This is a genomic window from Mycobacterium kubicae, assembly GCF_015689175.1.
In the GTDB taxonomy this organism is placed as follows: Bacteria; Actinomycetota; Actinomycetes; order Mycobacteriales; family Mycobacteriaceae; genus Mycobacterium; species Mycobacterium kubicae.
In genome coordinates, this window is sequence record NZ_CP065047.1 from 1,792,412 (window position 1) to 1,809,890 (window position 17,479).

The window sequence follows — 17,479 nt, forward strand, 5'->3', positions numbered from 1 at the left end:
GCTCCGCGGTCATACGGCGCGCTCCGTGCAGGCGGTCGCCATGCTCGCCAGGGCATCACGAACGGATTCGTCGATCGGCAACTCGCGCAACTCTTCTCGCGCAGACGAGACGCGTTCCCGAATCATGTCTTCGACGTGTTGCACCGCCCCGGTCGCTTCGATCAGCGACTTCCAGCGCTCGAGTGCCGCATCGTCGAGGTCATCGCTTGCCATCAGGTGCATCAGTTCGCGTCGGGTCGCGGTGTCGGCTCGCTCCTGCGCGGCCACCACGACGCTGGTGGCTTTGCGTTCACGCAGATCTCCGGCGCACGGCTTGCCGGTCACCGCGGGCGAACCGAAGACGCCGAGGATGTCGTCGCGTAACTGGAAGGCCTCACCGACCGCCGTTCCGTAACGACCAAGCCCGGCAAGGGTGTGGTTGTCGCAGTAGGCCATCGCCGCGCCGATTTCCAGGGGTCGGCGAACCGTGTAGTTGCCGGACTTGCGCCGGGCCACGTCGAGGACGGTATCCAAGGACGGCTGGCGGCGAGCGTCGCTGGTCAGGTCGGCGAACTGGCCGATGGCCAACTCGGTACGCATCGCGTCGTAACGCGACCACGCCCGCTGCAGGCACTGGGGATCCACCCCGCTCTCCCGCAGCATCTGCTCGGCCCAGATCAAGCAGAGATCCCCCAGCAGGATGGCGCAGGACTCGCCGAAGCGCCGGGCGGAACCGGACAACCCCCGCTCGCGGTGCCAGGTCTCGAATTGCAGGTGTGCGGCGGGCCGGCCGCGCCGCTCGGGCGAATCGTCCATGACGTCGTCTTGCAAGAGCGCGAAGGCGTGCAACAACTCCAGGCTGGCGGCCGCCGAGAGCGCCGCGCGGTCGGGTGGCGCGCCGCACCGCCACCCCAGATACATGAAGGTCGACCGCAGGCACTTGCCGCCGGAAATGAACTCCAACAAGATGTCGCCGGCGGCATCGATGCTCGCGCCGTCCAACTCCGCGCGGCGTCCAGCGACGAACGCGTTCACATCGGCGAGAACCGCCCGTCGCACGTTGGACCGCCATTCGTCGAAGTCGCCGGGGACCGACCACGTGCCGCCGATCGGCAACACATCGGGTTGGGGGGTCACTGAAAAAGTACGCACCGTGGCCCCGCACCCCCTCCCGGAAGGCTGGATAGCCGCCGGCTTGAACGCTTCGAACACCGGCCCGTCATACCCTGCAGTTGCGGTGTCAAAACCCCTGACAGGCGCGCGGAACCTCCGTCCGCCCTGGTCCGTGCCGGTGACATCTGGCGCCTCTCCCTCATTCACCATCTTAAAAGTTAATTTAGTGAACGATCTGGCTGCGCGCTAGCCAGGTGCTGTCACCCATCCGCGCACCGGCGCAGTAGCGGTGGTGTTTGCGCTGCTCAATCGGCCATCGGGATGGCCCAGGCCGGCTGAGATTAGTTCATCGGCTGAATCGTTAAATAACTTAAATGAAGCGTTATGCTGCACACAGCTATGAAACCCGACGAGCATGCCTCCAGTCGGGACGAACTGGAGTCGCAGATTGCGGCCGATCTACGCGAGCTGTCCACGGAGTCCGACCAGATCGGCCGCTTGTTCGCGGTGTCACACGACCTGCGGCCCAGCGACTTTCGGGCCTTGCTGCACATCCTGGTCGCTGACACGGCCGGGCGGCCGATGACCTCTGGCGACCTCAGTCAACGCATGGGCATGTCCAGCGCGGCGATCACCTACTTGGTGGATCGCATGATCGAGTCCGGTCACATTCGACGGGAGAACCATCCCGCCGATCGCCGCAAAGTAGTTCTGCGTTACTCCGAGCCAGGACTGTCCACCGCCCGCTCTTTCTTCCAGCCCTTGGGGACGCATACTCACACAGCGCTGACCGAACTGCCCGATGGTGACCTGGCGGCCGCGCACCGCGTCTTCTGCTCGCTGATTCAGGCGATGCGCGGCTTCAGAACGGAGCTGAGCTGAATGCCGCGGCAAGCCAAGTGACGGGACTGCGGTGTTAGCCGACGTCTCGGGCGGTACGGGCCAGGCACGGGCCTTGTCTCGGCTGCCGGAGGCGAGCCAGGCCGGCCAGGAAGTTACGGCGGGTGCCTAAGGCGTCTTGCATCATCTGCAGCGCCTCCGGGATGGAGTCGACCACCGTCAGGCCGTGATTGGGCACCAGGCGTAACAGGGGCCGCAGCGCCGGGCCGGGGATGACGCTGCAGTGCAACCGCGCCCGTTCATGTTCGTGGTTGAGCACCAGCAGCGTCCGAAAACCGTCGACGGCGAGAAAATCCAGGTGCCGGAAATCCAGGATCAACGGACTCTTTATTCGGGCGAAGCGGCGGATTTCTGCGCCCAGATATTCGGCGTTCGACGCGTCGATCTCGCCGTCGACGCGCAACACGGTCGCAATGCTGCGCGCGTAGACGTGCAGTCGCGCGCCGGCGCAGTCGACCACATAGCGGTAGCGAGATTTTTCTTTCGAGTCAGTGCTCGGCAAAGCATGCATAGATTGGCGCCCATCGAGTTGGTTGTGAGCGCGAGAGCGACAGCCGTCCAAACCGTCGTTCCGCGACGTGCCAGCTGTTAACTCAACCTGGGCAAGATGCTACCTTCGGCCGGCAGGTGCCGCTGGTCGGACCGTCGGATCGCCAGCGCAACCGCAGAAACAAATCCCAAGTCGCACAGGCGTTTCCGGCCAGCCCCGGCACTAGGATCCGGTGAAGATTTCGCTTTGCGGCCCGACCGCGCGCAAGTGTGTTCGCATACTGGCCAGGCCGAGCCTCGCGGCGTGACCACACGTGTACCGGGTGGGCCGTACGACGACTTGAATTGGCCCCCCGACCGCAGTTTGGCCGGAATGCAAGCGGGTAATCGGCGGCGATCGGACGGCAAGAGCGCCTGAGAATTGTCGGCGACGCTGCTCCGAACGGTGGGTGAGGACGGTGCGGCTATTGCAAACGCTACGACGTGATGTGTGTGGTTTCGCAGCCGCGATTGTGCTCGTGCTCGCGGTGATCAGACCCGCACCGGCCAACGCCGACCCGGGCGTAACGGTATTTCCGGGCATGGAAATTCACCAGGGCAACGCGGCGTGCGTGGTGGGCTTCGTCGAGCCGCAGATGCGCATAGCGCTGACCAGCGGCCGCTGCGATGTCGACCCGATTGTGACCGACAGCCGTGATCGGGTGATCGGTGTCGTGTTGCTCGCCCGCACCGACACGCTCACCGGTTCGAACGGTCCCGCCGCGGGCGTGGAATACGAAGTGATCAAGCTGTCGCCCTCGGTCGGTGCGACACAGCAGCTGCCCATTGGCCGTCCACTGGATGTCACCCCCGCGGTGCATCCGCAGCCGGCGCTACCCGTGTGTCGCTCGGCATCGGTTGGTGCGCAATCCTGCGGCCGGATCGGCTCCGCCGGCAACGGCAGGTTTGTGCTGACCGCCATGGCCACCGACAAGGGTTATCTCGGCGGGCCGGTGTATGTGCTCACCGACGACAACCGAGCCGTCATCGTCGGCTTGCTCGACGGCTCCCGGGAATCGATGCCCGAGGCGCAATCGTGGCAAGCCGTCATGCAGCAGCTCTATCTCGATACGCGCTCACGCACCGCGCCGCAGCCCCCGGTAGAGGTGCGCATGATCAGCCGGCACGGCGGCGTGACGAACCAAGAAAGGAACCCAAGGCCATGACAACGAACAACCGACCGGCTCATCCGGTCAGGCAGGCGTCCATTAGCAAAGGGCGCACACCAGTGCAGAGGGCGTCGTTGGTGGTAGGCGCGACATTCTTGATCGTGGGCGCGGGTGGTTTCATCCCGGGCCTCACCACGCACTACGACCAGCTCAGCTGGGCCGGGCATCATTCTCAGGCGTTGCTCCTGGGCCTGTTCAACGTGTCGATATTGCATAATCTCGTGCACTTGGCCTTCGGTGTGGCGGGGATCGCGCTGGCCCGCACGATCGAGGGGGCGCAGTGGTTCCTGATCGCAGGCGGCGTCATCTATGTCCTGCTGTGGATCTACGGCATGGCCATGGGCGATCATCACAGTGCCGCCAACTTCATCCCGGTCAACACCGCCGACAACCTGCTGCACCTGGGGCTGGGCATCGGCATGCTGGGCCTCGGGCTGTGGCTCGGCGCCCGGCGCCGCGATCTGTATTCCATGTAGGAACGTCGACAGACCGGGCGGCTGACTCATCGATTTCGCGACCGGTGGTCAGCTCGCCCACCTGTTTCCCGGCGCTGATAACGGGAACCCGGCCGGACGTGAACGTTTCCGAACTCGTCGCGTTGCCGTTTCAGTGGGGGTCCGCCATCCGGGGCCGGCGCTTCTTCCACCCAGCCGGTGTCATCGCGACAGGCTTCATTGAGCGGGTTTCCCCGGAAGGCAATGGCTTGCCCATCCCTTCGTCTGACGTGGTCGTCCGAGTGTCGAAAGCCACCGGAACCCCGGGTTCGCTGCCCGACTTCATCGGTCTTGCCATCCGGGTGCCGTCCGGCCAGGACGACGACAAACCGTGGGACATCCTGCTGGTGTCCGCGGGCTCCGGCGTGCTGACCCGAGCGGTGGCACTGCGACCCGTCACCTCGTGGACAGGCCAGAACATGACCACGTTGATGCCGTTGAACTACCAGGGGCACAAGTGGTGGCTGCGAGCACGCATCGAAACCGACATCGACGGCTCGGGAGTGTCGCTGGACGCCGTGCGCGAGCGCATCGAGGGCGGCGGCATCAAAGTCGTCCTCGACCAGGCTTGCGGCAGTGCGGATTTCGACCAGGTGGCGCAGCTGACCCTCAACGACTTGGTCGGGCCGTGGCCAGGCAACGACGTGTCGTTTGACCCGGTGCTCAACACCGCCCCAGGAGTGAAGCTGTATCCGGGGTGGTTAGCCGATCTGCGGGCCAGCGCCTACGCGCGCAGCCGTGACGGCAGAGAGGCCGAATGACCCGAGCGGGAGGTAGAGCAGTGAGCAAGCGAATCGTCATCACGGGTGCCAGTGGCAATGTCGGCACGTCTTTATTGCGCAGGCTCACCGAAAACGGCGCCGACTACGACTTGGTCGGCGTCACCCGGCGCCAACCGCCGGCCGAGGATGTGTACGCCAAAGTGGCTTGGCATCAAGTGGATCTGGCCGACAACAGCGCGGAGACGCAGCTACGCGGCATCTTCGGCGACGCGGACTGTGTCGTTCACCTGGCGTGGGGCTTTCAGCCGACTCGCAACGCGCGTTATCTGCATGACGTAGGTGTGCGGGGGACGTCGGCGGTGTTGCGCGCGGCCGACAGCGCCAAAGTGCCGCACCTGGTGCACATGTCGTCGTTGGGCACCTATGCGCCGGGCCGGTACGGGGAGAAGGTCGACGAAACGTGGTCGACGGAAGGCTTGAGCACCTCGGTCTACAGCAGGGGAAAGGCCGCTGCGGAACGACTGCTCGACGACTATGAGCGCAGCCATCCCGACGGCGTCGGGATCACCCGGCTGCGACCGGGATTGATTCTGCAGCGCAATGCCGCTGCGGGTTTGCGCCGCTATGTGCTGCCCGCCTATATCGATCCGGGCTGGGTGCGCTGGCTGCCGGTGCTTCCGCTGGACCGCTCGTTGATCGTGGCGATGGTGCACTCCGACGACGTGGCGGACGCCTGCGCGCGCGCGATCGAACGCCGCGCGCTGGGAGCGTTCAACATCGCCGCCGAACCGCCGGTGACGCGAGACGACATCGCGAAGATCCTGGGCGCCAAGCCGATTCATGTGCCGGCGGGTCTACTCGGGCCGGTGGTTCAGGCGTCGTGGCGTGCGCGCCTGCAGCCGATTGACCGCGGCTGGTTCAACATGGCGTTCTCGGCACCGCTGCTCAACACCGACCGCGCCCGAAACGAACTGGGCTGGGCGCCGCGGTATACATCGCTGGACGCCCTGGCCGAACTGATCGACGGGTTCACCCACGACAAGGGGACGCCGAGTCCGGTCCTCAAACCTCGCTCATTCGTCACCGCCATCGTGCGCAATCTGACCCGCGGACCGGTGACTCAACGGCCGGTGCCGTAACGCTCCCGCCGGTTTACCGGTTGCGGCCCAACAGGTGTCGCAAAGCCGACTGCAGGTCTGGCTGGCGAAAGCGATGCCCGGTACGAGTGAGCCGCTCTGGCAGCACCCGCTGACTGGCCAAGGCCAGCTCACGGGCACCTTGCTGGCCCAGCAGAATCCGCGGACCCAACGGCGGCACCGGCAGCACCGCCGGTCGGCGCAGCACACGGGCCAGGGTGCGGGTGTAGTCGCTGTTGCGAACAGGTTGCGGGGCAACGGCATTGACCGCTCCGGACAGGTCGGTGTCCCAGAGCGCGCGGTGATAGACGTCGATCAGGTCGTCGATGCCGATCCACGACAGCCACTGCCGGCCAGCACCGAGGCGACCACCAAGCCCGGCGCCGAACAGCGGCCGCATCAACCGCAGTGTGCCGCCGCGCGGAGACTGCACGATGCCGGTGCGCACCCGCACCACCCGCACACCGGCCTGCTCGGCGGCACTGGTCGCGTCCTCCCAGTCCACGACCACGTCGGCCAGGAAGCCGTCGCCGCGCTCGCTGTCCTCGGTGAGCGTCGCGTCGCCGCGGTCATAGCCGTAGTACCCGATCGCGGAGGCCGAGATCAGCGCGCGGGGGCCGTTGGGCGTTAGGGCGACGGCTTCGGCCAGTCGGCGAGTCGGCCCGATGCGGCTGTCGCGGATGGCTTTTCGGTGCTTGTCGGTGAATCGTCCGGCGATGGATGCGCCGGCCAGATGGATGACGGCGTCCACCCCGGCAAGCAGCGCTGGGTCGGGATCATCGGTGTCCCAGCGTCGCTCGGCGCTGCCATTGGGAGCACCGCGGACCAGGCGGATGACGCGGTGGCCGCCGGTGCTCAGGAACGCGGCCAGTGCCGAGCCGACCAGTCCCGATGACCCGGTGATGGCGATTGTCGCCGGGGCCAGACCGTGCGCGGCCGCCAGCCGGTGCGCGGCCAGGTCGTCGGCCAGTTGGCGGTGCCGGTAGGCGAACATGGGGCGCAACGCCCGGGCCGGTACCGGAGTGGCCACCCGGTCGATGACCCGGGTCTGGTCGGTGCCGACTTCTTCGAACTCGTGGGTGTGGCGCCAGTTGACGGCGACGCGTGCCGGTAGCGAGGCCAGCCCGTCACCGCCGATGGCGTCGACGAAACGCCGTGGCGGATCGTAAGAGTCGGCCTGATGCTCGGCAACCCAGCGCAGTCCACCGGGCAGGGCGAGGGTGGCCCGCCCGTCCTCGACGGATTCGGCCTCGGTGACCAGCTTCATCGGCTGCCACGGCGGCGACAGCCGGGTGAATGCACCCGGCCGGGTATGCCAGGCGAACACTTCGTCGCGCGGCGCGTCGACCACGCTCTCGTAGACCAGCCCCATGCGTCGACGTTACCGGCCGCGCAGCGCGTGCTCGACGATGGGCAGCCGCGGTTGCGGGTGTCGTTCGCCGCGCTTGGCCGCCAGGTACACCTGCGCGGTTCGGCCGGCGACCGTCTGCCAATCGAAGTCGGAGGTCAGGCGGTCCCGGGCGGCGCGGGCGCGTCGCGCAGCGGCGGCCGGGTCATCGAGCACCGTTCGCACCGCCGCGGCCAGTCCGGCGACGTCGCGGGGGGCGAACGAGACGCCGGTCTGCCCGTCGATCACCGCTTCCCCCAAGCCGCCGGTGTTCGACGTCACCAGCGGGATGCCCGCCGCCGCGGCCTCCAAGGCGGCCAGCCCGAACGGCTCGTAGTGGCTGGGCAGCACCGCGGCGTCAGCGCGGTGCAGGGCCGCCAGCAATTCGGTGTGATTGAGGTGCCCGACGAAGCGTGTTGCCTTGAGCACCTTGTGCTTACGGGCCTGCGCGACGAGCCAGTCCAGCTGCGTGCCCTCACCGGCGATGGTCAGCGTGGTGCCCGGATGGCTGCGCCGGATGCGGGGCAGCGCGGCGATGGCGTCGTGCACGCCCTTCTCGTATTCCAGGCGACCGACGAAGAGCAGTTCGGCCGGTCCCTGCCGCGGGCGGCGCGGTGCGAACTGCCACCGGGAGACGTCGATACCGTTGGGGATCACGGTGGTCTCGGGCAAGTCGGGTCCGAACAACTCGTTGATCTCGTCTCGCATCGACGCCGAACACGTGATGAGCGAATCGGATTCGCGCGCCAGCCACGACTCGACCGCGTGCACCTGACGGCTTATGGCGCCGGACACCCAACCCGAATGCCGCCCGGCTTCGGTGGCATGCATGGTGGAAACCATTGGCACATCGAAGAACTGGGCCAGCGCGATCCCCGGGTGGGCGACCAGCCAGTCATGGGCGTGCACCACATCGGGGCGCCAGCTGGTATGCAGCGACAGGCCGGCGCGGATCATGGCATGGCCCATCGCCAGGGTCCAGGCCATCATGTCGGTGCTGAAGGTGAACTCGTGCGGATCGTGCGCGGCCGCGATCACCCGCACGCCCTCGCTGATCTCGTCGGTACCGGGGTGGGTGCTGGCGTCGGTGCCGGTGGGCCGCCGCGACAGGACGACGACCTCATGGCCGGCGGCGGCCAGTGCGGTGGACAGATGGTGCACGTGCCGGCCGAGGCCGCCGATCACCACCGGCGGATACTCCCACGACACCATCAGGATCTTCATGCGGCTAGGTCTGTTCGGCGCGAGGGTGCGCGGAATGCCGCGCGGTGCGGCGTGTCGCCGTACCGACACGCACGCTCGCGGGGTGGGAGGTCACCGCGGCAGCCGGCGGGCGTCGAGAGCGCCGAACAGGCCGTCGGCGCGATTCCAGCCTTCGGCGAGTCGTTGTGCGCTGTCCCGCCGGCCCGAGGCCAGCGCGCCGGCGATCTCTCGGGTGGCGTGCGCGTGCAAGTGCGCGCGGTAGCGGGCGTAGCCGGCGGCGGAATCCTTGCTCACCATGAACGGCCAGTCGCTGGACACGGTCAGCAGGGTCTCCCGCAGAATCTGGTCGGCGACGTGGTCGCGGGGGATGGGCCCGTCCAGGGTTGCCGTCTGCGCCAGCGCCTTGTCGACGGTGGTGAGCGCGGTGTCGACCACTTCGGTGTTGAGCTGAACCAGATCGGCCACCTGCTCGCCGTTCCACACCTGCCAGTCTTTGCCGGATCCCCATGAGCTGGGCGGTAATTCGACCGGGGCCCCGACCAGGCCGTGGTCGATCGCGTCGCGCAGCGTCCCGACTTGCACACCGGCCGCGGGTAGGGCGCGCAGCACCCGCTGCAGCCATGTCGGGCCTTCGTACCACCAGTGGCCGAACAACTCGGTGTCGAAGGCCGCGATCACGTGCGCGGGTCGCCCGATGCGTTCGGACTCCGATTGCAACCGCGCGCGCACGACGTCGACGAAGTCGGCGACATGACCGTCCACCGCCCGGTCGGCGCGCTCGGGGTCGTAGGGCGCCTTGGCCTCCGAGGGCACATTGCGACCGGTGACCCGGGCCGGCTTGAGGCCGGTGCGGTGGTCGTAGGTGTAGAAGTCGCGGTAGGCGGCGTGGCCCGGGTAGCCGGACTTCGGCGACCACACCCGGTAACTGACCTGCAGGTCGCGGCCGAACGCGACGACGTCGGTGTCGCCGACGGGCCGGCCCAGCGCGGTGTCGCCGTGCAGCGAGGGGCCGTCGACCATGAAGTGCGTGACCCCTGCGGCCGAGTAGTCGTGTTCCATGCCGGGGGCGTACGCGCACTCGGGCGCCCAGATTCCGGTCGGGCGGTGCGCCAGCCGCAGGTGCGCATCGGCCAAGCCTTCGCGTAATGCGAACTCGCGCAGTCGTGGTGCGAGCAGCGGCTGAAACGGGTGGGCCAGCGGACCGCCGAGCAGTTCGACGGTGCCGGCCTCGATCAGCCGGCGCAGCAGGGGGCTGGCACCGTGGCGCCACCCGGTGACGAAGTCGTCGAGCGCCTGATCGGCTTCCGCGCTCTCGCGAATTCCGAAGCTGCGCAATGCATCCGGCGTGCATGACGCATTGGTTGCGGCTTTGGACCGCGGCGCGGACCCGATGCTGGCCGCCTCGGTCGCACGCAGCCGCCAGTTGGCCAGCCAGTGATGCATGCCGTCCAGGCAGTACGGGTCGTCGAGCTGGGCGTTGACCACGGGGGTCATCCCAAGGGTGAGCAGACCTTGGCGCTGTTCGTCGGCCAGCACCTGCAGCACCCGGAACAACGGCAGGTAGGCCGCCGCCCACGATTGGTAGAGCCACTCCTCGCCGACCGGCCACCGGCCATGGTGGGCCAACCAGGGCAGGTGGGTGTGCAAGACCAGAGTGAACATCCCGGGCACCCGGTCGTGCGGCGTGCTCACGGGCGCACCGCGACGGCGATCAGATCCAGGCTGTCATCAATGTCACGGTCGCCGGACTCGATCAGGTCGAAGTCGTCGGTGGTGACCGCAGCGACGTCGGCGACCAGCTGCGGCGGCCACGGGGCGTCGGCCACCGCCCGCGCGATCTGCGCGTCGATTATCGAGCCGCCGTGGCGAGCGTCCATTTCGCACAAGCGAGCCCCGTGGAACAGGCCGCTCATCGACACGTGGGTGAAGCCGGCCTCCTCCAACAATTCGGTGAGCTCACCGGCGTTGAGTTCGCGGGTGTGGAACGGGTTGATCGGTGTGTCGCGGCCAGGGGAGAAGGTGATCCGGTTGGGCGTCGAGACCATCAGCACCCCAGCGGGGCGCAGCACCCGCAAACATTCCCGGACGAACTGACCTTGGTCCCACAGGTGCTCGATCACCTGAAAGTTGACCACCACATCCACCGACGCGTCGGGCAGGGGCAGCTCGGCCAGATTGGCGTGCAGCACCTCGACCCGGGGATAGCGGCGACGCACGTAGGCAACCGTGGTCTCGTCGTAGTCCACGGCTACCACGCGCCGCGCCACCCCGGCGATCAGGTTGGCACCGTAACCTTCGCCACATCCGGCTTCCAGAACATCGCGGCGCGCGCACCGCGGCGCCAGCCGCTGGTAGACGACTTCGTGGCGGCGAAACCAGTAGTTCTCGATGTCCAGGCCGGGAATGGTGCGCTCGCCGGTCAGCATCAACGCTGCTGGGGCCGCCGATTGAGGGTCGGCGGGCGCAGCTCGGGGGACGTCGGGAACGAATGCGCTCATTGCTAAGGCAGGCTAGCCCGTGGCGGCCGATTAGCGAACCGGGCACCTGATACGGGCGCGGGAACGTGCACTACGACCCGCTATGGTGTGAGAGCAGACCGCAAAAAGTTACCGCCTAGTAACATGGCTGTGCGGTCGCCAAACGGGTGACCTAGGTCCCGCAGTCGACCGCTGTGGGACTCCGTCGAGGAGGACGAACCACACTTATGACGAACATCGTGGTCCTGATTAAGCAGGTCCCAGACACCTGGTCGGAGCGCAAGCTGTCCGACGGCGATTACACGCTGGACCGCGAGGCCGCCGACGCGGTGCTGGACGAAATCAACGAGCGCGCCGTCGAAGAGGCGCTGCAGATCCGCGAACGCGAAGGCGGCGAAGGGTCGGTGACCGTGCTGACCGCAGGTCCCGAGCGCGCCACCGAGGCGATCCGCAAGGCGCTGTCCATGGGCGCCGACAAGGCCGTCCACCTCAAGGACGAAGGCATGCACGGTTCGTGCGTCGTGCAGACCGCCTGGGCGCTGGCCCGCGCGCTGGGCACCATCGAGGGCACCGAGCTGGTGATCGCCGGCAACGAGGCCACCGACGGTTCCGGCGGCGCCGTGCCGGCGATCATCGCCGAGTACCTGGGCCTGCCGCAGCTCACCCACGTGCGCAAGCTGGCGATCGAAGACGGCAAGGTGACCGGCGAGCGCGAGACCGACGACGGTGTATTCACCCTCGAGGCCACGCTGCCCGCGGTGGTCAGCGTCAACGAGAAGATCAACGAACCGCGCTTCCCGTCCTTCAAGGGCATCATGGCCGCCAAGAAGAAGGAAGTGACCGTCCTGACCCTGGCCGACATCGGCGTGGAAAGCGACGAGGTCGGGCTGGCCAACGCCGGTTCAACGGTGTTGTCCTCGACCCCCAAGCCGCCCAAGACCGCGGGTGAGAAGGTCACCGACGAGGGCGAGGGCGGCAGTCAGATCGCCCAGTACCTGGTGTCCCAGAAGATCATCTAAGCGACCCTCATAGACGAGAGAGCGAATACAACCCATGGCTGAAGTATTGGTGCTTGTCGAACAAGCCGAAGGTGCCCTGAAGAAGGTCACCTCCGAACTGATCACCGCCGCGCGCGCCCTCGGCGAGCCGGCCGCCGTCGTGGTCGGTGCACCCGGCACGGCCGAGCCGCTGATCGACGGGCTGAAGCAGGCCGGTGCCGCCAAGATCTACGTCGCCGAGTCCGACATCGTCGACCAGTACCTGATCACCCCCTATGTGGACGTGCTGGCTTCGCTGGCCGAGTCGTCGGCTCCGGCCGCCGTGCTGCTGTCCTCCAACGCCGACGGCAAAGAAATCGCCGGCCGCCTCGCCGCCCGAATCGGGGCCGGCCTGCTGGTCGACGTGGTCGGCGTCAAGGAAGGTGGCAAGGGCGTGCACTCCATCTTCGGTGGCTCGTTCACCGTGGAGGCCCAGGCCAACGGCGACACCCCGGTGATCACCGTCCGTGCCGGGTCCGTTGACCCCGAGCCGGCTGACGGCGCCGGCGAGGTGGTGAAGGTCGAGGTGCCCGAGCCCGCCGAGAACGCGACGAAGATTACCTCGCGCGAGCCCGCGGTGGCCGGTGACCGGCCCGAGCTGACGGAGGCCACGGTCGTGGTGTCCGGTGGCCGCGGTGTCGGCAGCGCGGAGAACTTCAAGGTGGTCGAGGAACTGGCCGACTCGCTCGGCGCGGCCGTCGGCGCCTCCCGTGCCGCGGTCGACTCCGGCTACTACCCGGGTCAATTCCAGGTCGGCCAGACCGGCAAGACGGTGTCCCCGCAGCTCTACATCGCGCTGGGCATCTCCGGAGCCATCCAGCACCGCGCTGGCATGCAGACCTCGAAGACCATCGTCGCGGTCAACAAGGATGAAGAGGCGCCGATCTTCGAGATCGCCGACTACGGCGTGGTCGGTGACCTGTTCAAGGTGGCCCCGCAACTGACCGAGGCCATCAAGACCCGCAAGGGCTAAGACCTGGTCAGCATGTGATCGATACGCCGTAAGGCGACGGCGCACACGGTCAGATACGGTGCGGCCCACCACGGGACGGCCATGCTGGCCTGGGCGCCATCGCCTAACGGGTGCACCGCGTGACGAGTGGCCGGGACACCGGCCACTTTCCACGCCCACACCCGGCCCGGCTCGAACTCGGTCACCACGAACGGCGCGGACACCAGCACCGGCGTCTGCACCGTGCCGGTCACCTGCGGACCCAGCTCGGTGTGCGGCTCGTCGAGCCGGGCTCCGCTGATCGTCGGCCCCCACTTGGGCCACGCATCGAGGTCGACCAGCAGGTCCCATACCGCCTCTGGCGGGGCAGCGATGTCCCGGTTGACGGTGAGCATGACGGCTTGGCTTATCGGGGGCATCCTGGCGGGATACCCGTCATGGCGCGGATTGACCGAGCCGGCGCTGTTGTTCGACGACCTCGTCGAGATCGCTGAGCCGCTGCATTCCCGCCAACGGCTGATTCATCCGGCGATTGCCTGCCAGGTATTGCCGGTTGCGGCTCAGGAACCACCAGTAGCCACCGGTGAACGGGCATGCGCGTTCACCCACCCGCTCGCCGGGGTGATACGGGCATTGACCGCAGTAGTCACTCATCCGGTTGATGTAGGCCCCGCCTGCGGCGTAGGGCTTGGTCGCCATCAAACCGCCGTCGGCATGCTGGGACATGCCGACCACGTTGGCCACCATCACCCAGTCGTAGCCGTCGACGAAGCAGCGGTGAAACCAGTCGGTCATCGCGGCGGGATCCCAGCCGCGTTGCAGCGCATAGTTCGACAGCACCATGAGCCTGGGGATGTGATGCACCCAGCCGTGATCGCGCACCTGTCCCAGCACGTCTTTGAGACATCGCGCGTCCACCGCGTCGGCGTCCAGGTTCGTGAACCAGTCCGGCAGCCCCGCATTGGCTTGCAACGCGTTGCGCCGGCGATAGTCCGAACCGAAATGCCAATAGACGTGCCAAATGTAGTCGCGCCAGCCGATGAGTTGGCGGATGTAGCCTTCGACACTGGCCAGCGGGGCATCGCCACTACGGTAGGCGTCCTCGGCCGCATACGCGCAGTCCAGCGGGTCCAGCAAGCCCAGGTTCATCGTCGCCGACAACAGGCTGTGCGCCAGGAATCGGTCGCCGCTGAGCATGGCATCCTCGTGAGGACCGAAGTGCGGCAGCCGATCCCGCAGAAAGACCCCGAACGCGGACTGCGCTTCGGTTGCGGTGACCGCGAATTCGCGTGGGCCGTCCCGGCCGACGAACTCGACGGTGCCCTCGCGTTCCCATCGGTCCAGGTCGGCGCGAACCTGTTCATCGATCTCGTCTTCCTCTGGTTGCCAGGGAGCGGGAATAGGAAGGGCAGCAACGTTTTTCGGGGGCGGCTCGCGATTGTCGGCGTCGAAGTTCCAGCGGCCGGCGGCGGGTTGGTCGCCATGCATCAACAGGTCGAAACGGCGCCGGGCATCGCGGTAGAAGTTCTCCAGCAACAGGTGGCGGGAGCGTCCCGCCCACTTCTCGAATTCGTCGCGGCCGGTGCAGAATCCGCGCGGCGGCAGCACTTCGACTTCGGGCAGCGACCGCACGAACCGGTCGGCCGCCCAGGTCGTGGGCTGACACACGCTGATTGGGCCGTCGACCTGGTCTAACGCTTGGCGGTAAGTGCGGGTCTGCAAGAACAGCGCCTGCTCACCGAGTTCGGCGGCGCGGTGGCGCAGCGCCGAAAGCACCAGGTGCGCCTTGCGACGGTGGAAACGGCGGCGCTCGAACACCGCGCGAGACTCGATCAGCAGCACCGGCTGATCGGGTTGGTCAAGAAAGTGCGGTCCGAGTTGATCAGCGAAACACCATCGTCGCGCCACAGGGTTCATGTCCACGCCAGTTTCGAATCGGTTCGGTCGAGATGCTTACGTATGGACGGCCTGGGCTCGACCGCGGCGAAGGTTGCTCTGTTCACCAACTTAACGATCGCTGACCAGCTGTCAATCAACGGCTGAACACCGCCAGGTCCAAGCGATTTCGCGCGTCATTTCGTCATCTGACGTGCACCGACATGTCACAGCGGCGATGCCGACACGCCGACCGGCTACGCAACGTTGAACCCATGAGCGTTGCTTCCGTCCTCATAGCCAGCGATAAACCGAGAGGCACGGCGACAGGGTCGTCTACCGGGCCGCACTATTCCCTCCTGCTGTCCACCGATCCCACTCTCATCGAGGCCGCCCAGGAGCTCAGATACGACGTCTTCGCCAGCACCCCCGGCTTCACCCTCCCTACGTCGGACGGATCGCGCCGAGACGTCGACCGGTTCGACGAACACTGTGACCATCTGCTGGTTCGCGACGACGACACCGGCGAGCTGGTGGGCTGCTACCGCATGCTGCCGCCAGCGGGCGCGATAGCCGCCGGAGGGCTTTACACCGCAACGGAATTCGACGTCGCAGCCTTCGACCCGCTGCGACCGTCGCTGGTGGAGATGGGCCGGGCCGTGGTACGCGACGGCCACCGCAACGGTGCGGTGGTGCTTTTGATGTGGGCCGGCATCCTGGCCTACCTCGACCGCTGCGACTACGACTATGTGACCGGCTGCGTGTCCGTGCCGATCGGTGACGGCTCCCAGGGTGTAGCGCCGGGCAGCGAGCTGCGCGGTGTACGCGACTTCATCTTGAATCGTCATGCCGCCCAGTACCGGGTGCGCCCGTACCGGCCGGTGGTCCTCGACGGCAGGGCGCTGGACGATATCGCGCCGCCGCCCCGGCCCACGGTTCCGCCGCTGATGCGGGGCTATCTGCGGTTGGGCGCACGGGCCTGCGGTGAGCCGGCCCACGACCCGGACTTCGGCGTCGGCGACTTCTGCGTGCTGCTGGACAAGCGACAGGCCGACACCCGATATCTCAAGCGCCTGCGCTCGGTGTCGGCGGCCGCCGAAATGGCAAGCGGAGCGGCGTGATGGACCGGCCGCCGCGCGCCCACTCCTGGCTGCCGCGCGCATCGTGTGACGCCAGTTGTGTCGCCCCCGGTGACACCGCCGTGTCACCGACGGTGCTGATAACGCTGCGGGTGGCGTTTCGGGTGATGTGGGCGCTGCTGCTGGCGCCGGGGCTGCCGCTGCTGGGCATCCCGTTGCCCGGAGGGACCCGAGTGCAGCGCGCCTACTGCCGCCTGGTGCTGCGTTGCTTCGGGGTGCGAATCACTGTGTCGGGCAGCCCGATTCGCAACCTGCAAGGTGTGCTGGTGGTCAGCAGTCACATGTCGTGGCTGGACGCGTTCGCCATCGGCGCGCTGTTGCCCGGCTCGTTCGTCGCCCGCGCCGATATGTTCACCGGGCGCGCGACCGGGATCGTGGCTCGCATCCTGCAGATCATCCCGATCGAGCGGTCCAGCCTGCGGCGGTTACCCGCGGTGGTCGAGACGGTGGCGCGCCGACTGCGGGCCGGCCACACCGTGGTGGCCTTCCCGGAGGGCACCACCTGGTGTGGGCTGGCCTCGGGCAGTTTCTATCCGGCGATGTTTCAGGCCGCCATCGACGCCGGCCGACCGGTGCAGCCGGTGCGGTTGACCTATCACCGCGTGGACGGCAGCGTGTCCACCGCACCGGCTTACGTCGGCGAGGACACCCTGTTGCAGTCGGTTTACCGGGTCCTGCGGGAACCGCGCACCGTGGCCCGGGTGCGGGTGGCATCCCTGCAACTGCCCGGTACCGACCGGCGAGCCCTGGCCACCCGCTGTCAGGACGCGATAGGACTGGGGCCGGTGCGTCACCCGGCAGGGCACGCGCTGGTGGCCTGAGTGGTTCGGGGGCAGGATTGACGCCATGAGCCTCTGGCCCACACCCGAGCCGCCCGCTGCGGGACAGGAGTCGGTGTGGGATTACCCACGGCCGCCCCGCCTGGAAGACTTCACCGGCTCGATCACCGTCGAGCTGGGCGGCCAGACGATCGCGTCGACAACACGAGCCTTCCGGGTGTTGGAAACCAGTCACCCGCCGACGTACTACGTACCGCGCGAGGCGTTCAGCCCGGGTGTGCTGCGCCGGGCCACCGGAACGTCGTGGTGCGAGTGGAAAGGGCAGGCCACCTACTTCGACCTGGTCACGCCGGGTCGCGAGGCCCCCAGGGCGGCCTGGACCTACGAACGACCCACCGGGCCGTTCACGCCGATCGCCGGCGCCATCGCCGTCATGGCCGCGCAGGTCGACCGCTGCACGGTCAACGGCGAAACGGTGATTGCCCAGCCCGGTGGCTTCTACGGCGGCTGGATCACCAGCTGGGTCGTCGGGCCGTTCAAGGGCATCCCGGGTTCGGCGGGCTGGTAGGCGGCGCAATCGGGGCTGAGG

The 17,479-nt window shown here is 67.5% G+C and carries 18 protein-coding genes; 10 read left to right on the forward strand and 8 right to left on the reverse strand.

Annotated features, from left to right (window positions below):
• Positions 1–9: 9 nt before the first annotated feature.
• Entirely contained in the window at positions 10–1,116 is a 1,107-nt protein-coding gene (locus I2456_RS08500) for a polyprenyl synthetase family protein (protein WP_241007902.1), read from the reverse strand.
• 360 nt (positions 1,117–1,476) lie between these two features.
• On the opposite strand from I2456_RS08500, the gene I2456_RS08505 reads away from it, so the two are divergent.
• A complete protein-coding gene (locus I2456_RS08505; RefSeq protein ID WP_068024713.1) occupies positions 1,477–1,974 on the forward strand; it encodes a MarR family winged helix-turn-helix transcriptional regulator in 498 nt (165 codons plus the stop codon).
• A 34-nt stretch (positions 1,975–2,008) separates the two neighbouring features.
• Here the strand turns inward: I2456_RS08505 and I2456_RS08510 are convergent, their stop codons facing one another.
• On the reverse strand, positions 2,009–2,503 hold the full coding sequence (locus tag I2456_RS08510; protein ID WP_085073443.1) for an STAS domain-containing protein: 495 nt from the start codon (positions 2,501–2,503) through the stop codon (positions 2,009–2,011).
• 505 nt (positions 2,504–3,008) lie between these two features.
• Here I2456_RS08510 and I2456_RS08515 point away from each other — a divergent pair.
• From I2456_RS08515 to I2456_RS08530, 4 genes are all read left to right on the forward strand, one after another.
• A complete protein-coding gene (locus I2456_RS08515) occupies positions 3,009–3,686 on the forward strand; it encodes an Rv1815 family serine proteinase (RefSeq protein WP_241007903.1) in 678 nt (225 codons plus the stop codon).
• Positions 3,683–4,165, forward strand: coding sequence for a DUF4383 domain-containing protein (locus I2456_RS08520; RefSeq protein WP_085073442.1), 483 nt, complete (start codon positions 3,683–3,685; stop codon positions 4,163–4,165). Before I2456_RS08515 ends, I2456_RS08520 begins: the two co-directional genes overlap by 4 nt.
• A 98-nt stretch (positions 4,166–4,263) precedes the next feature.
• Positions 4,264–4,944, forward strand: coding sequence for a catalase family protein (locus I2456_RS08525; protein WP_085073494.1), 681 nt, complete (start codon positions 4,264–4,266; stop codon positions 4,942–4,944).
• Between the two features lie 20 nt (positions 4,945–4,964).
• Positions 4,965–6,044, forward strand: a complete 1,080-nt coding sequence (locus I2456_RS08530; protein ID WP_085073441.1) for an NAD-dependent epimerase/dehydratase family protein — start codon at positions 4,965–4,967, stop codon at positions 6,042–6,044.
• Between the two features lie 13 nt (positions 6,045–6,057).
• Here the strand turns inward: I2456_RS08530 and I2456_RS08535 are convergent, their stop codons facing one another.
• The 4 genes from I2456_RS08535 to I2456_RS08550 form a co-directional block, all read right to left on the reverse strand.
• On the reverse strand, positions 6,058–7,413 hold the full coding sequence (locus I2456_RS08535) for a TIGR01777 family oxidoreductase (protein WP_085073440.1): 1,356 nt from the start codon (positions 7,411–7,413) through the stop codon (positions 6,058–6,060).
• Between the two features lie 9 nt (positions 7,414–7,422).
• On the reverse strand, positions 7,423–8,652 hold the full coding sequence (locus I2456_RS08540; protein WP_068024727.1) for a glycosyltransferase family 4 protein: 1,230 nt from the start codon (positions 8,650–8,652) through the stop codon (positions 7,423–7,425).
• 90 nt (positions 8,653–8,742) lie between these two features.
• Positions 8,743–10,293, reverse strand: coding sequence for a 1,4-alpha-glucan branching protein domain-containing protein (locus I2456_RS08545; RefSeq protein WP_139823085.1), 1,551 nt, complete (start codon positions 10,291–10,293; stop codon positions 8,743–8,745).
• Positions 10,294–10,319: 26 nt separating this feature from the next.
• Entirely contained in the window at positions 10,320–11,129 is an 810-nt protein-coding gene (locus tag I2456_RS08550; protein WP_068024732.1) for a class I SAM-dependent methyltransferase, read from the reverse strand.
• A gap of 206 nt (positions 11,130–11,335) precedes the next feature.
• On the opposite strand from I2456_RS08550, the gene I2456_RS08555 reads away from it, so the two are divergent.
• Positions 11,336–12,127, forward strand: coding sequence for an electron transfer flavoprotein subunit beta/FixA family protein (locus I2456_RS08555; protein ID WP_068024735.1), 792 nt, complete (start codon positions 11,336–11,338; stop codon positions 12,125–12,127).
• 34 nt (positions 12,128–12,161) lie between these two features.
• Positions 12,162–13,118: an electron transfer flavoprotein subunit alpha/FixB family protein gene (locus I2456_RS08560; protein ID WP_068024738.1), complete on the forward strand. Its 957-nt coding sequence runs from the start codon at positions 12,162–12,164 to the stop codon at positions 13,116–13,118.
• Here the strand turns inward: I2456_RS08560 and I2456_RS08565 are convergent.
• Both I2456_RS08565 and I2456_RS08570 read right to left on the reverse strand, forming a co-directional pair.
• The gene (locus I2456_RS08565; protein WP_085073438.1) at positions 13,115–13,516 is read right to left on the reverse strand and encodes an SRPBCC family protein; all 402 of its coding nucleotides are present in this window, start codon (positions 13,514–13,516) and stop codon (positions 13,115–13,117) included. The two genes, I2456_RS08560 and I2456_RS08565, sit on opposite strands and share 4 nt — an antisense overlap.
• 16 nt (positions 13,517–13,532) lie before the next feature.
• Entirely contained in the window at positions 13,533–15,014 is a 1,482-nt protein-coding gene (locus I2456_RS08570; RefSeq protein WP_085073437.1) for a cryptochrome/photolyase family protein, read from the reverse strand.
• A 233-nt stretch (positions 15,015–15,247) separates the two neighbouring features.
• Here I2456_RS08570 and I2456_RS08575 point away from each other — a divergent pair, with 233 nt between their 5' ends.
• The 3 genes from I2456_RS08575 to I2456_RS08585 are packed head-to-tail and all read left to right on the forward strand — an operon-like array spanning position 15,248 to position 17,458.
• Positions 15,248–16,093, forward strand: coding sequence for a GNAT family N-acetyltransferase (locus I2456_RS08575; protein ID WP_085073436.1), 846 nt, complete (start codon positions 15,248–15,250; stop codon positions 16,091–16,093).
• Positions 16,093–16,932, forward strand: a complete 840-nt coding sequence (locus I2456_RS08580) for a lysophospholipid acyltransferase family protein (RefSeq protein WP_068156131.1) — start codon at positions 16,093–16,095, stop codon at positions 16,930–16,932. The genes I2456_RS08575 and I2456_RS08580 overlap by 1 nt, the downstream gene beginning before the upstream one ends.
• Positions 16,933–16,957: 25 nt before the next feature.
• The gene (locus tag I2456_RS08585; RefSeq protein ID WP_085073435.1) at positions 16,958–17,458 is read left to right on the forward strand and encodes a DUF427 domain-containing protein; all 501 of its coding nucleotides are present in this window, start codon (positions 16,958–16,960) and stop codon (positions 17,456–17,458) included.
• The last annotated feature ends 21 nt before the right edge of the window (positions 17,459–17,479 follow it).

What these genes read in the sequence shown, in the direction of transcription:
- I2456_RS08535 (WP_085073440.1), bottom strand. Translation starts at nt 7,413, where the DNA reads ATGGGGCTGGTCTACGAGAGCGTGGTCGACGCGCCGCGCGACGAAGTG.
- I2456_RS08575 (WP_085073436.1), top strand. Translation starts at nt 15,248, where the DNA reads ATGAGCGTTGCTTCCGTCCTCATAGCCAGCGATAAACCGAGAGGCACG.
- I2456_RS08540 (WP_068024727.1), bottom strand. Translation starts at nt 8,652, where the DNA reads ATGAAGATCCTGATGGTGTCGTGGGAGTATCCGCCGGTGGTGATCGGC.
- I2456_RS08510 (WP_085073443.1), bottom strand. Translation starts at nt 2,503, where the DNA reads ATGCATGCTTTGCCGAGCACTGACTCGAAAGAAAAATCTCGCTACCGC.
- I2456_RS08555 (WP_068024735.1), top strand. Translation starts at nt 11,336, where the DNA reads ATGACGAACATCGTGGTCCTGATTAAGCAGGTCCCAGACACCTGGTCG.
- I2456_RS08560 (WP_068024738.1), top strand. Translation starts at nt 12,162, where the DNA reads ATGGCTGAAGTATTGGTGCTTGTCGAACAAGCCGAAGGTGCCCTGAAG.
- I2456_RS08550 (WP_068024732.1), bottom strand. Translation starts at nt 11,129, where the DNA reads ATGAGCGCATTCGTTCCCGACGTCCCCCGAGCTGCGCCCGCCGACCCT.
- I2456_RS08570 (WP_085073437.1), bottom strand. Translation starts at nt 15,014, where the DNA reads ATGAACCCTGTGGCGCGACGATGGTGTTTCGCTGATCAACTCGGACCG.
- I2456_RS08545 (WP_139823085.1), bottom strand. Translation starts at nt 10,293, where the DNA reads ATGTTCACTCTGGTCTTGCACACCCACCTGCCCTGGTTGGCCCACCAT.
- I2456_RS08585 (WP_085073435.1), top strand. Translation starts at nt 16,958, where the DNA reads ATGAGCCTCTGGCCCACACCCGAGCCGCCCGCTGCGGGACAGGAGTCG.
- I2456_RS08505 (WP_068024713.1), top strand. Translation starts at nt 1,477, where the DNA reads ATGCTGCACACAGCTATGAAACCCGACGAGCATGCCTCCAGTCGGGAC.
- I2456_RS08520 (WP_085073442.1), top strand. Translation starts at nt 3,683, where the DNA reads ATGACAACGAACAACCGACCGGCTCATCCGGTCAGGCAGGCGTCCATT.
- I2456_RS08565 (WP_085073438.1), bottom strand. Translation starts at nt 13,516, where the DNA reads ATGCCCCCGATAAGCCAAGCCGTCATGCTCACCGTCAACCGGGACATC.
- I2456_RS08580 (WP_068156131.1), top strand. Translation starts at nt 16,093, where the DNA reads ATGGACCGGCCGCCGCGCGCCCACTCCTGGCTGCCGCGCGCATCGTGT.